Below are 13,864 nucleotides of genomic sequence, written 5' to 3'. Positions count from 1 at the left end.
GATAACTCGGTTTTTAATGAATTTAAATAGATTATTAAGCCAGAAAATATGTATAAAAAATAATCAAAAATTAAAATGACAAGTAAGGATATAGATGGATTAAAAGAAGATACCCATCAAAATGAATATCTTCTTTTTCTGTTTGAACTTAGGCCGCTTTTCTATAAATATTGGCCTGAATCCACAAGTTGCCACGAATATACTGGCCAATCTGGAAGTCTCTGTACTGGTCATTCCGCGTTGCAATCCGGATCAAGGTCGCAGGCTGGCCTTCATCATGAATGAGGGTGACATCATAAAGGGTATAGTCCTGACCCATAAACTGCATAGTCGTTTTACCGACAATATTGCCCTGGAACCAGGCTTCATCTTCCTGACCCATGGTTTCGCCGTATAGATAAGCTACCATTTTAGAAAAATCTACGGTTACAGGTTCTTTATCTTCTTCACACTGCGGCTGCCAGGCATCAATCTGTTCCTGCAAATTATCCGGTGCTACACCATTATTGACAGCCAGAATATCATTCAAGGCACGGTGGTGCTTGATCGAAGCCGGATCATCAACCACCAGATGCTCATGATCTGCGACCGCTTCAAGTTCATAGGCCCAGCCATTCAGATTCACCACATAGGACTGGTCTTTTTCATAATGCGGATGATTGACGCTATACAGGTTATCGAAAGCGTAAATAATATTATTAGCACCCAGATTCAGGCGCAATACAGCCTGAGTATTGGATTTACAACTAATAATCCGGTCAATCGTGGCTTTCACCTGATAAGGACTGTCAAAGCACGGAAATGCAGTTTTTACTGCTTGAGGTTTGTTGTTTTCGACGGCAATCACTTGACTCAACTGTACCGCAGCTTTGCTCGGTCCCTGAATCAGCCAGGTCTCTGCATCCATATCACATTCTTGTGTACAAAGGCCCATCGGCATGATTGGTTCATCAAGAGCTTTGCCTAACCACTGTGGAACATCTGTGCCAGGGTTGTCGGTGAGCAAGGTCCAATGTTCGACATGACTACCGAAATTTTGATCATCAATGGTGATGATCTCTGGGCTATTCTGATTTTTCATATGCACAATTGATCTTGGATGATGTATTTATAGTTAATCGAGGGTCATTGCGATTTTTCAAGTCAATCGAATGAATTTTAAAATTAAAATGCCAGTCAAATGAAGTCAATTTTTTTTCTCGCGTGAATCATGCCAGTTTTACCGGGCACATACTTATTTAAAATACTGATGACAGATGCAATGAAAATGGAGCGATTTAATCATCAACCTGATCACTGCAATTTGCTAGAATAACCATGATTTATACCTTAATGGGAAGCCCTGTGTTGCCATTCAAACTTTGGGTCGATGCCGATGCATTGCCCCGTATGCTGCGAGATGTGATTATTCGTGCTTCGGATCGCTATCAGCTGGAAGTCACTTTTGTTGCCAACCAGCCAGTCGGAATCACACCTTCGGTCAGAATTAATTCAATTCAGGTGATGAGTGGGGCGGATGCTGCGGATAAAGAGATTATTCTGCGCATGAAAGAGCATGATATTGTCATGACCCAAGATATTCCCTTGGCTGCGGAAGTGATTGAAAAAGGCGGAATTGCGATTCATCCCCGTGGTGAAATTTATACTACGGCCAATGTCAAAGCGCGCTTACATCTGCGCGATTTTATGGACAGCTTACGCGGTGCAGGTGTGCAAACGGGCGGGCCACCCCCGATTTCAGAACGGGATAAACGCGAATTTTCCAGCGCACTCGATCAGACCATCCAAAAACAAAAACGTAAAACTTCCGCGCTTTAAGCCTTATTCAGAGTGACTCGCATGCCCACACAAACCAATATGATTGCCACCTATCTTTTATTGGTTTTTATCTGGGCGACGACACCGCTAGCTATTGTCTGGAGTGTGACGGATTTGCATCCGCTCTGGGCTTTGGCATTGCGTTTCTTTTTGGCTTTGCCTTTTGCATTTGCCTTGTTGTGGCTATTTAAAACCCGTTTTCCCTTAGATAAATTATCCATGCACAGTTACCTGGCTGGCGCATGCAGTTTTATCGGCTCACAGATTTTCACTTATCTGGCCACGGATTATCTGAGTTCAGGCATTATTGCCCTGATGTTCGGACTGGCGCCGATTATTACCGGTTTGATTGGCCGTTTTGTATTTCAGCTCAAGCTCTATCCTTCGCAGTGGGGTGGCATGGCAATTGCGCTGCTAGGTCTGGGCATTATCTGTGTGGGTGGCAAAGATCAGCATATTCAGCCGATCGGGATTGGCCTGATGTTGCTCAGTGTTTTTATTTACTGTGTTTCGATGTTCTGGGTGAAAAAAGTTAATGCACCTCTCGAACCTATGGCACAAGCGGCTGGTTCTATTGCTGTTTCAGCGGTCATGGCCTGTACCATGTTGCCATTTATCTGGCAATTTGCACCAACCCAGATCCCACAGGCAAAATCGCTGATTGGACTCAGTTATGCTGTAATCATGGCTTCCCTGATTGCGATGTTCTGTTATTTTAAACTGGTGCAGAAAATCAAGGCGACCACTTTGTCATTGACCACCGTATTGACGCCGATGCTGGCCTTATTTGTCGGGGTGATTCTGAATGATGAAAAATTATCGGGTGGAGCAGTCTTTGGCGTCGTTATCTTACTGGCTGGTTTGTTGTTATATTTTTCCAGAGAAATTAAAGCGAGCTATAACGCTCGCCTTTCATCACCCAGCAGCACTGACTAAAGCAGTAATTTAAACAAAGTGAGCCTTGACGCATTCACCCAGTTTGACACGGTCTTGGGGATGCATGGTAATAAAATATGCACCAGTCCGATATTTGCCATTTTCTTCTTCGCGACTGTAGGCCACCTGAGCGGTTGCTGCAATATGGAAGAAATTTTCCGGATGACTCAAAGTCACGTGCAGATAGGTGCCTTCAGCGATAGGGCGCTCATTAAAGAAACTAAAACCGGTTTCTGAAAAGTTCACTTGCTCTGGCACAGGTAACATGCTTTGTACAATTGCGTCATACAAAGAACCGGTAATAAGGTTTAACTTTTGATTAAATAAGGATAAGATTCGAGCAATTTGTTGATCTTTTTCAGATAATTGTTCTAATTCGTAGTTAACCGCATGATCAAATTGATCTAGTTCTGCAAGTAGTAGAAAATAGCGGGGCAAGACGAAGTTAGGATCGTAAGGATCATTCAAGGCAACATCATCGGAAATAATCTGATAATTAATTCGTAAGGCAGCATCGATTCGAGACATGACGCGTCTTTCCGTAAATCCGTTTGGATGCTGTACATTTTCCATAATTTATTACCTCGGACTAGATGGTTATGTTCAAACCAATCTCGCTGTATATAGGGTTGAAATATACTCGCGCACGGCGTAGTAACCACTTCATTTCTTTTATCGCGTTGGTCTCAATGATCGGCCTCACACTCGGTGTGGCAGTCCTCATTACAGTGTTGTCTGTGATGAATGGTTTTGACCGAGAGTTAAAGAATCGTGTCTTAGGAATGATACCTCAAGCGACTGTTTCCTCAACACAAATTTTAACAAATTGGCCAGAACTTGCAAAGCAAATTGAAGGGCATGAGCATGTTCAGGGAGTCGCACCTTTTACTCAATTACAAGGCATGCTGACCGCACAGGGTCAGGTCGCCGGCATTATGGTCAGCGGGATTGAACCCGAGTATGAGAAAAAAGTTTCAATTATACAAAACCATATGGTTGAGGGCAGTATCGACAGCCTGAAAAAAGGTGAATTTGGTATTGTTTTGGGCAAGCAAATGACCGATGCCATGGGTGTGGGTTTAAATGACAATATTACTCTGGTTTTGCCAGAAGCCACCCCATCACCAGCTGGTGTCGTCCCGCGTTTCAAGCGTTTTAAAGTGGTGGGAATCTTCAGTATTGGTGCTGAAGTTGACTCGATGATGGGTTATATCGCTTTAAATGATGCCTCGACCTTGCTGCGTCTACCGGATGGTGCGCAGGGTGTGCGTATGAAGCTGGATGATATTTTCCTGGCACCACAAGTGTCTCAGGAAATTGTGCATGATTTGCCGGGGAATTTCTATGCTTCGGACTGGACTTATACCCATGGTAATCTGTTCAGCGCGATTCAGATGGAAAAAGCCATGGTCAGCCTGCTTTTATTCCTGATCGTTCTAGTCGCGGCATTTAATATTGTGTCTTCACTGGTGATGGTGGTGACGGATAAAAAATCGGACATTGCCATTTTAAGGACTTTGGGGGCTTCACCTGCCACCATTACCAAAATCTTTATGGTGCAAGGTACCGTGATTGGGGTGATTGGAACTTGTGCAGGGGCCATCCTCGGGATTATTGCGGCAACCAGTATCAGTAGCTTTATTGGCTGGCTCAACAATACTTTAGGCCTGAATATGTTTGATGCCTATTTTATTAACTACTTACCTTCGTATCTGCGCTGGCAGGATGTCTTGGTGATTGTAGGCTTGTCACTGGCACTCAGTTTTGTCGCGACAATTTATCCGGCTTTACGTGCAGCAAAAATTCAACCGGCAGAGGCTTTGCGTTATGAGTAATCTGATTTTAGATGCCCAGAATATTCACAAATCCTTTACCGATGGCAAGGCCACTGTCGATGTGATTCGCGGCTTGTCGCTACAGGTAAAAGCAGGTGAGTTTGTTTCGATTGTAGGTTCAAGTGGTTCAGGCAAAAGTACCTTATTACATGTTTTGGGTGGATTGGATCGCCCGACGTCAGGTCAGGTCATGGTGAATGGCCGCCGTTTTGATACCTTGTCTGAAGCAGAACGCGGTTATGTGCGGAATGAGCATTTGGGCTTTGTTTATCAGTTTCATCACCTGTTGCCAGAATTTACGGCACTGGAAAATGTGGCTATGCCGCTGATGTTACGCGACAACATGAAGTTTAAGGAAGCCAAACAGCAGGCCGAATATTTGCTGGAACGTGTTGGTCTTTCGCATCGTCTGACTCACAAGCCGGGTGAATTATCCGGAGGTGAGCGTCAGCGTGTAGCTTTGGCGCGTGCAGTGGTCGGTAAACCTAAACTGATGATGGCCGATGAACCGACCGGAAATCTGGATCGCAAGACTGCAGCAAAGATTTTTGAACTGCTGACCGAATTGCAACGTGAGTTCAATATGGCGATGCTGATTGTGACGCATGATGAACAGCTAGCCCATGCAGCAGATCGGATTTTACATATGCAGGATGGTCTCTGGATTGAACCATAAATAACGAGAATATTCGCATTTGATTGAAGCTCACTCCGGTGGGCTTTATTATTGGGCAAAATAATAACAAGACAGAATAAGATTCAATGTTGCAGTGGCTATGTATTGGCTGGATTTTAGGCCTTGCGTGTATGGGGAAAAGTTTCCTGTCTGTTCAACTGAGCGGAACGGCAGTTTTGATCGTTGCGCTGTTGTGGTATCTGTGTTGCCATAAATTAAAGCTCATCTTGAATACACCACTGCGAAGCTTGTTGATCACTGGATCAAGCCTGCTTTTGGGACTATTTTTAGGTCATGCTTATGCCAATCTGCAACTGGCTGAACGTTTATCCAAGCGAGAACACGAGGTATCTGAAAAAGAAATCGTGGTCTATATCAAAGAGCTGAATAAACTGGGCGATCAGAATATCCAGCAAGCCCTGCATGTGCTTAACCCTGATGGCATTACAGTTAAGTGGATGGGTTTTCTGCCAGTTTCAGATCCTGTCATATCCAGTTTAGGAAATGATGTAACCAAACAGCAGACTCTTGAACTGGGACACTATTATTTATTACAAGGCCAGATTCGACCTAACCATAGTTATGCGACACCGGGTGCTTTTGATGCAGAAAAATGGGCCTTGCAGCAAAATGTTATGGCCGGGTTTAGGATTAAACATATCCAAGAGTTGCAACCGCAACAACTCTATGCACTAGGTCATGCTAAATATCTACGTCAGCAGAAAAATTTGAATCAGCGATTTTTGCTTTGGGTAGAACAGCAGCGACTGACCTTAAGAGAGTTTGTGGCCACACAACCAGTACAGCAGAAAGGCTTGTTACTGGCTCTATTAAGTGGTGATGAAAGTCTCTTGGATCAAGCGACGGAACAGCAATTCCAGCGTTTTGGCATGAGTCATTTACTGGCGATTTCCGGACCGCATGTCCTGATCTTTGCCTTTATCGTTTGTGGAGCGTTGCAATATCTGATTTCAAGGTACGTACCGCAGATTTATCTGAAATGGCCAAGGCAGTATTTTTTGAGTCTGCCTTTTTTGTTATGTGTATTGCTGTATTGTGCCTTTGTCGGTTTTGAAATTCCGGCGTTACGCACTTTACTGATTTGTGTGATTGTGACTTTTACGCTGCTGCTCAGGCAAAGTATGCAGCCATTAAAACTGCTGATTTTAAGTGCTGCCTTATTGTTGCTCTTTGATCCTTTTAGCATTTTGTCGGCCGCATTCTGGCTGTCTTATGGGGCCTGTTTTGTCTTGCTGCGGATCTATCAAACCATTCAGCAGCAACCGCATCAAACAGTACAAACAGCATTACAACGACTGTATTTTGCAATAAAAGTTTTGATGGAGTCGCAGTGGAAAATCTTTCTGGCCCTGTTTCCCTTAATGATGTTGTTTTTTAAGCAGGTGGCTTGGATTACCCCGCTAAGCAACCTGGTGGCTATCCCGTGGATTGGCCTGCTGATAGTTCCCGTAGATATTCTGGCGGCTTTATTATTTTTCATTTCTGAACCACTTTCGAGTCTGCTGTTTCAGCTCAATGATATTTTTATTCATATACTGCTGGCATTTTTGAATCTGCTTGATCGGCTGTTTGCACCGCAACTGATTCCTGTGGCCATGAATGTCTGGATGATTGCTCTATGTATTTTGGGCTTATTAATTGTCTTTTTGCCGCGTGGCTTAGTGCCCAAAAGCTGGACAGCACTTGCCTGTTTACCACTGTGCATTCCTCAACTTAATCAGCATGCATTTCAGCTGTCTGTTCTGGATGTCGGGCAGGGACAGGCCATCTTCATTCGGGAAGGGCAAAAGAGCATGATGATCGATATGGGTGGTTATTATAATGAAGAAAAATTCAGTATTGGTCGACAAGTGATTAGGCCGTTTCTATCTGTGCAAGGTGTTGGGGAACTGGATCAACTGATTTTGACCCATCTGGATCAGGACCATAGCGGTGCATATCACAGTATTAAAGATCAATTGAATATCAAGCAAGTATCATCTAATCAGATGCCTGAAACAGCCCGAGCTTCCCGTTTTCAGTTTTGCTATGAAGGACAGCAATGGCAATGGTCTGAAGAGAGTAACTTTAAAATTCTGGCACCTCGGCAGCAGCAGTTAAACACGTCAAACTTCAATAAAAATGACCGCTCTTGTGTGGTATATCTACAAATCAAAAATGCCGGACCGTATCAAAACTTTTTACTGATGGGGGATGCGGGTTGGGAAACTGAATATCAGCTGCTCCAAGACTATCCCGAACTTCAGGTCGATGTGCTGATACTCGGGCATCATGGCAGTCAGCACAGTTCAGCCTATCAATTTTTACAGGTTTTGCAGCCTAAACTGGCGATTGCCTCGGCTGGGAAATTTAACCGTTATGGCCACCCGAGCCAACTGACCCAGCAACGGTTGAAAGCACTTAATATTCCCTTATTGACTACAGCAGAACAGGGGAGTGTGCACTTCCAGCAACAAGGCTCAAAACTGGTGCTTTCTGCCGAACGACATGAATGGCAGTGGTTGTATCGTCAGCCCTTAAGTGACTGATTCCAATATGGGCGAAACTTTATGTAGTTCTTGAGTTCTTAATGCATTTACTTTGCCCAAAGCTTGTTCATGCTCAAGTTTGTAGAGATTTCCCAAGTCTTGATGCGCATTAAAGCGTTTATAACTCCAATGATAATGTTCCGGATGGCGACGAATTAAATTTTCAATACTATTGATAATGACTTGTGTGCCTTGATTGGCATTGCCATTATAAATTTTTTCATCAACTGCTTCGATAAAAATATCGAATCCATCTTCAGTATTACGTAGAGCATATAAAAACAGGGCACGCGCTTTGGTCTTTTGAATCAGCTTGGCACTTAAATTACTGGTGGCCAAAGGCACGCCGAAATAGGGAATATATTCACCACCGATATTCGGGGTATGATCCGGAAGGATGACCGTAGTGCCACCTTGTTTTAAGGCTTTAAAAATCTGACGGACGCCAGATTCATCGGTCGGCACCAGATGCGCCTGTTCACGACTACGGGCGGCCCGTACAAATTGATCTGCAGCCTGATTTTTCACAGGTTTGTACATAATGGTCATTGAGGTGAACTGGGCAATATAGGCATTCATAATTTCCCAGGTACCAAAATGCGGCACGATTAACACGAGGCCTTTATTTTGTGCAATGGCATCATGAAGTAGATCTTCGCCAATAACGCGATGAACGCGTTTAAGATTTTTCTGATTGCTTGAGCCCCAAATAGTAAAGAACTCGAAATATGACATTAATTCATTGCGAACCGCAGCACGGTTAATCTGTTCACGTTCCTGGCCGGACAGTTCAGAAAGACTGATTTCAAGATTGAGACGAATGACTTCCGAAGTTTTAGTGACTTTAAAACTGTTCACAATAAAGGCCAGAATACGGGCCATCCAGCGAGAAACCGGAAGCGGTTGGCGGCTAATGTATTTGAGTAATCCGTAAGCTGAATTCCGTGAGCCCTGTTTCGTCATTGATTTCGTCTAAGTACAAAAAAAGAGAACAAAATTTATTATAGGCGAAAACGTTTTGTTTAGACAGAATTACCCGATTCAGTGTATATAATGGATTCAATATAAATCAATTTATTGGATTATTTATGTCCGATTGGCCACCAAAACCTGAAAATCAAATACAAAATACGCAACAGCCAGTTCAACCGACTGGTCCGGAATGGAAATTGCTTGAAAAAGCAGTTTTAGCTTCGGTAGAAGAACAGCGCCGTGCACGCCGTTGGGGAATTTTCTTTAAATTTCTGACTTTTGCTTATCTGCTTGTTGTCATTTTGGCATTAGGCAAAAGCTGTAGTTCAGTTTCTTCAGATGCTAGCGCTGCTGCGGGTTCGCATATCGCAGTCGTGGATATTGTGGGTACGATTGCAGCCGACAAGCAGAGCGTCAACAGTAGCAATACCATCAAATCATTGAAAAAAGCCTTTGAAAATAAACAAAGTAAAGCAGTGGTGCTGAATATCAACTCACCTGGCGGTTCACCGGTACAGTCTGATGAAATCTGGCAGGAAATTCAGTATCTGAAAAAACAGCATTCTGGGAAAAAATTGTATGCCGTGATTGGCGATACTGGTGCTTCAGGTGCTTATTATATTGCTTCAGCTGCGGATGAAATTATTGTCAATCCATCGAGTTTGGTCGGTTCAATTGGGGTGATCATGCCGAATTATGGTGTGACTAATCTATTGCAAAAATTAGGTGTTGAAGATCGCACCATGACTTCAGGTGAAAATAAAGCTTTGCTGTCTATGACTCAGCCGGTTGATCCTGCGCAAAAAGCCCACGTACAGGGTGTGCTGGATAATGTACATGGTCACTTTATTAATGCAGTTAAACAAGGACGTGGCAATAAATTGAAATCCAATGATCCTGCTATTTTCTCTGGCTTGTTCTGGACCGGTGATCAGGCGGTGAAATTAGGTATTGCGGATCGTATCGGTAGCTTAAATACCTTGAAACGCGAACTGAAAACTGAAAAAGCGTTGAATTACACCATTGAATATAGTCCATTTGAATCAGTCTTGGGTCGTATGGGTTCATCGATTGGGGATGGAATTGCTTCTTCAGTTGCACAGAAGCTTCAGTCAGAAAATAGCACGACACTGCAATGAAACCACTGATTCATTTCGCGCACGCCAATGGCGTGCCATCTAAAGTCTATCAAAAGCTGTTTGATGAATTGCAAGATGATTACGATATTATCTATGTGCCGCTTTTAGGGCCGGATAAGCGTTATCCGGTTGATAACCATTGGAAAAGCCTGACCCAGCAAGTGATTGACAGTATTGTACGTCAGTCACATGGGCGACCTGTCATTGGTCTGGGGCATTCTTTGGGATCTGTGTTAACTCTGCAGGCGACTTTGCAGCGTCCGGAACTGTTTTCACAAATGATCATGCTGGACCCGCCGATGATTATGGGCAAAGAAGCCTTTGCCTTGCATATTGCGAAAACTTTTCGCTTAAAAGCATTGGATAAAATGTCTCCGGCCGGTCTGTCCAAACGCCGTCGTGACCATTGGGATTCACGTGAACAAGCCGCTGAATTGCTGCGCCCTAAAGGTTTTTATCAGGATTTTGATGCAGATTGCTTCCAAGCTTATATTGACCATGCCTTGCAGGATGATCACATTCGGGGTGGGGTAGAACTCACTATTCCTAAAATGGATGAGGTCGCAGTCTTTAGAACCAATCCGTCACTATGGTGGTTGCCTCAGGCAAAACCCAAAATTCCTGTGCATTTAGTTGTGGCTAAGAAAGGTCCATTTCTGGCCCGCAAGTTCCCGCAGCAAGTGCAAAAGAAATTTGGTATTCCTTTTACCGTGGTGGATGGTGGACATATGTTCCCATTGGAACAACCTGATCAAGTCGCGAGCTTGGTAAAGCAATTGATTCAGCAACAGTCTGCCTGAGTCATCGAATGTATTGGAAATAAAAAAACGCATCCGAGGATGCGTTTTTTATTTCTAAACTTTTTTAAAACTTGCAGAATTGAACAGGCGCTTGCATTTTCTCATTTCGATACAGCACACCATCTTCAGTATGTTGAATCGTTCCGCTACAAATCCATTCTACAACTTGTGGATAGATCACATGTTCGAGGCTATGCACACGTGTTGCCAAACTTTCTACCGTATCGTGATGAGAAACCTTGAGAACACCTTGGGCAAGCGCTTGGCCTGCATCCAGTTCAGCCGTAACATAATGCACCGTACAACCGTGCAGAACATCACCGGTATTGAGTACACGCTGATGCGTATGCATGCCTTTATAATTAGGCAGCAGGGAAGGATGAATATTCAACATTTTTCCTTCCCAGGCTTTCACAAATTTTTCACTTAAAATTCGCATAAAGCCGGCAAGCACGACCAGATCCACATCCCAGTCCAAAAGCTGTTGATGCATCACATCATCAAAAGCTTCACGACTTGGATATTGCTTGTGTTCAATAACTGCAGTCTGAATGCCTGCGTGTTGTGCACGCGTTAAAGCAAAGGCTTCAGGTTTATTGGAAATTACGCCCACAATTTGCCCTGAAAGATTGGCATCAATCAAGGCTTGCAGATTTGATCCACTACCTGAAACAAGTACAGCAATTTTAATCATGCGAAATTACGCAAAGATCACACGAATTTTTTCGTCTGCACCTGCAACTGATTCAGCATTGTCTTGAATCTGACCCATCGCCCATGCATTTTCGCCAAGCTGGTTAAGTAGTTCAACAGTTTTGTCTGCATCAGCTGCATCAACAACCAGCACCATGCCGACGCCACAGTTGAAAGTACGATACATTTCAAATTGTTCTACGCCGCCTTCACGTTGTAGAAGCTTGAATAGCTCAGGCCACTCCCAAGAAGATTCATTCACAAGCGCTTGAGCACCGTTTGGAAGTACGCGCGGCAAGTTACCTGGTAAACCACCACCCGTGATGTGTGCCATCGCATGCACATCAACGTGTTTTAACAGTTCAAGAATTGGTTTGACATAAATACGTGTTGGTTCCATTGCAGCATCTGCAAGTGGGCGACCATCCACGATTTGATTCAGGTCAACGTTTTTCACGTCCAGGATTTTACGAAGCAGTGAGTAGCCGTTTGAGTGCGCACCTGAAGAAGCTACACCAATTAAAACGTCACCCGCTTTGACTTTAGAGCCATCAATAATTTTGCTTTGCTCAACAACACCGACACAGAAACCTGCAAGATCGTAATCTTCGCCTTCATACATGCCTGGCATTTCAGCAGTTTCACCGCCAACTAATGCACAGCCAGCAAGTTCACAACCAGCGCCAATACCAGTGACTACATTTGCAGCAACATCAACATTTAAGTGACCAGTTGCATAATAATCAAGGAAGAACAGTGGCTCAGCACCACAGACAAGAAGGTCATTCACGCACATTGCAACCAGGTCTTGACCAATTGTGTCATGACGGTTCAAATTCAGTGCCAGACGTAATTTTGTACCAACACCATCTGTGCCAGATACGAGAACAGGTTCTTCATAACCTTTAGGAATTTTACAAAGTGCACCAAAGCCACCTAGACCGCCCATAACTTCGGGACGTGAGGTACGCTTAGCGACAGATTTGATACGATCGACTAACGCGTCGCCCGCCTCAATGTCGACACCTGCATCTTTGTAGCTTAAACCAGTGTTTGGGGTAGAAATTGAGTTGCTCATAATGAAGTCTCCGCATTCGCGGGTGCGATTATAACCTGAATATGTAAAACTCTTATGGTATTTGTGGCCTAAAATGCTATCTTTATTAAAATATTTTAATTTTTAGAATGATTAATAGAGAAAAGGCAAGATTCTATGGTCGATCGTACTTTACGGCGCATTCTTATACTTGCTGGTATAGCATTGATACTTTGGGTTTTATATCTGCTTAAACCAGTTGTAGTTCCTTTTGTTGCAGCTTTTCTAATTGCTTATTTATTTAGCCCCTTGGTTAATGTTTTGCACCGCATTGGGCTGGCTCGATGGCTCTCGATCAGTATCGTATTTATCGGGATTGGGATCGTGGTTACATTGGTGATGTGGTATCTGGTGCCACTAGTCTGGCAGCAGCTGATGTATGCGCGTGATAGCATTCCGGCCGGGATTCACTGGATCAATTACACGTTTCTACCTTGGCTTTCCGATAGCTTTAATCTGGTCCCGATGGAGATTGATACCGATCAGATTTCCTCCGTGGTGATGGACTATGTCCAGACCAATTATAGTGCTGACAGTATTCAGGCAATGCTGCTGAAACTGGCACAATCTGGTCTGAATTTTATCCAGATTGGTGGCACGATTGTCCTGATTCCGATTATTGCCTTTTATTTCTTGCTGGATTGGGATCGTATGCTGGACAGCTTACGCCGCCTGATTCCCCGTCCTTATGAAAAAACAACCTTAAATATTGTGAGTGAATGTCATAGTGTCTTAGGTGCCTTTGTCAAAGGTCAGTTCCTGGTCATGGTTCTGTTGGGCGTGGTTTATGCAGTGGGACTGCAACTGATTGGCCTGGAGATTGGCTTGATCATCGGGATGATTGCCGGATTGTGCAGTATCATTCCGTATCTTGGTTTTGCGGTTGGAATTATTGCCGCAGTCATTGCAACCTTTTTCCAATTTGGAATCGACTGGTGGCAGCTGGTACTGGTGGGGATTGTATTCATGGTGGGTCAGGCTGTAGAAGGCTATATCCTACAACCGTTCTTACTAGGTGATAAAATTGGTCTTTCTCCTGTAGCTGTAGTATTTGCAGTTCTGGCAGGTGCGCAACTGGCCGGATTCTTGGGTATGCTGATTGCCTTACCAGTGGCAGCCGTGATTGTAGTACTGCTGCGGCATATCCGTGAGTATTATGAACATACGCCATTTTATGGTGATCAGGCTGTTATCATACAAGATGCATCTACCGGTTCAATCAATATTGAAACAGCAGACTTAGATGTTGATATTGAAATGAAAAAGCCACAGAAAAAACCGCTGCAAGCAGAGGAGAACTCAAGTAAAATTCATGATCCACATCGTAAAGACTCATAAGGCCAAAAAATC

The 13,864-nt window shown here is 43.8% G+C and carries 13 protein-coding genes; 8 read left to right on the top strand and 5 right to left on the bottom strand.

The window, feature by feature from the left end:
• Positions 1 to 148: 148 nt before the first annotated feature.
• Positions 149 to 1,081, bottom strand: a complete 933-nt coding sequence (locus NI455_RS01530; protein WP_253112067.1) for a hypothetical protein — start codon at positions 1,079 to 1,081, stop codon at positions 149 to 151.
• 251 nt (positions 1,082 to 1,332) lie between these two features.
• Here NI455_RS01530 and NI455_RS01525 point away from each other — a divergent pair, with 251 nt between their 5' ends.
• Both NI455_RS01525 and NI455_RS01520 read left to right on the top strand, forming a co-directional pair.
• Positions 1,333 to 1,818, top strand: a complete 486-nt coding sequence (locus NI455_RS01525) for a YaiI/YqxD family protein (protein WP_171054293.1) — start codon at positions 1,333 to 1,335, stop codon at positions 1,816 to 1,818.
• A gap of 21 nt (positions 1,819 to 1,839) precedes the next feature.
• A complete protein-coding gene (locus NI455_RS01520) occupies positions 1,840 to 2,754 on the top strand; it encodes a DMT family transporter (RefSeq protein ID WP_004645697.1) in 915 nt (304 codons plus the stop codon).
• A gap of 9 nt (positions 2,755 to 2,763) precedes the next feature.
• On the opposite strand, the gene NI455_RS01515 is transcribed toward NI455_RS01520, so the two are convergent.
• Positions 2,764 to 3,327 (bottom strand): PilZ domain-containing protein, encoded by a 564-nt coding sequence (locus NI455_RS01515; RefSeq protein WP_004279140.1) that lies wholly within the window; start codon positions 3,325 to 3,327, stop codon positions 2,764 to 2,766.
• A 26-nt stretch (positions 3,328 to 3,353) separates the two neighbouring features.
• On the opposite strand from NI455_RS01515, the gene NI455_RS01510 reads away from it, so the two are divergent.
• From NI455_RS01510 to NI455_RS01500, 3 genes are all read left to right on the top strand, one after another.
• The gene (locus tag NI455_RS01510) at positions 3,354 to 4,589 is read left to right on the top strand and encodes a lipoprotein-releasing ABC transporter permease subunit (protein ID WP_253112066.1); all 1,236 of its coding nucleotides are present in this window, start codon (positions 3,354 to 3,356) and stop codon (positions 4,587 to 4,589) included.
• Positions 4,582 to 5,265 carry a lipoprotein-releasing ABC transporter ATP-binding protein LolD gene (gene lolD / locus NI455_RS01505; protein WP_004645694.1) on the top strand — a complete coding sequence of 228 codons (684 nt, stop codon included), beginning with the start codon at positions 4,582 to 4,584 and terminating at the stop codon, positions 5,263 to 5,265. The genes NI455_RS01510 and lolD overlap by 8 nt, the downstream gene beginning before the upstream one ends.
• A gap of 86 nt (positions 5,266 to 5,351) precedes the next feature.
• Positions 5,352 to 7,814 carry a DNA internalization-related competence protein ComEC/Rec2 gene (locus NI455_RS01500; RefSeq protein WP_253112065.1) on the top strand — a complete coding sequence of 821 codons (2,463 nt, stop codon included), beginning with the start codon at positions 5,352 to 5,354 and terminating at the stop codon, positions 7,812 to 7,814.
• Here the strand turns inward: NI455_RS01500 and NI455_RS01495 are convergent.
• Positions 7,803 to 8,777, bottom strand: a complete 975-nt coding sequence (locus tag NI455_RS01495; RefSeq protein ID WP_253112064.1) for a lysophospholipid acyltransferase family protein — start codon at positions 8,775 to 8,777, stop codon at positions 7,803 to 7,805. The genes NI455_RS01500 and NI455_RS01495 overlap by 12 nt on opposite strands.
• 125 nt (positions 8,778 to 8,902) lie before the next feature.
• Between NI455_RS01495 and sppA the strand changes: the two genes are divergently transcribed.
• A complete protein-coding gene (sppA, locus tag NI455_RS01490) occupies positions 8,903 to 9,925 on the top strand; it encodes a signal peptide peptidase SppA (RefSeq protein ID WP_004731760.1) in 1,023 nt (340 codons plus the stop codon).
• On the top strand, positions 9,922 to 10,725 hold the full coding sequence (locus NI455_RS01485) for an alpha/beta fold hydrolase (protein WP_213687512.1): 804 nt from the start codon (positions 9,922 to 9,924) through the stop codon (positions 10,723 to 10,725). The genes sppA and NI455_RS01485 overlap by 4 nt, the downstream gene beginning before the upstream one ends.
• 64 nt (positions 10,726 to 10,789) lie before the next feature.
• Here the strand turns inward: NI455_RS01485 and purN are convergent, their stop codons facing one another.
• Together purN and purM are read right to left on the bottom strand one after the other, a co-directional pair.
• Positions 10,790 to 11,419, bottom strand: a complete 630-nt coding sequence (gene purN / locus NI455_RS01480) for a phosphoribosylglycinamide formyltransferase (RefSeq protein WP_253112063.1) — start codon at positions 11,417 to 11,419, stop codon at positions 10,790 to 10,792.
• 6 nt (positions 11,420 to 11,425) lie between these two features.
• Positions 11,426 to 12,496, bottom strand: a complete 1,071-nt coding sequence (gene purM / locus NI455_RS01475) for a phosphoribosylformylglycinamidine cyclo-ligase (RefSeq protein WP_253112062.1) — start codon at positions 12,494 to 12,496, stop codon at positions 11,426 to 11,428.
• A gap of 135 nt (positions 12,497 to 12,631) precedes the next feature.
• Here purM and cxpE point away from each other — a divergent pair, with 135 nt between their 5' ends.
• Positions 12,632 to 13,852: a chloramphenicol efflux transporter CxpE gene (gene cxpE, locus NI455_RS01470; RefSeq protein WP_004279126.1), complete on the top strand. Its 1,221-nt coding sequence runs from the start codon at positions 12,632 to 12,634 to the stop codon at positions 13,850 to 13,852.
• The last annotated feature ends 12 nt before the right edge of the window (positions 13,853 to 13,864 follow it).

Origin of the sequence: Acinetobacter lwoffii, from assembly GCF_024129435.1 — a bacterium.
In the GTDB taxonomy this organism is placed as follows: domain Bacteria; phylum Pseudomonadota; class Gammaproteobacteria; order Pseudomonadales; family Moraxellaceae; genus Acinetobacter; species Acinetobacter lwoffii_F.
This window is presented reverse-complemented; position numbering and strand designations above follow the sequence as displayed.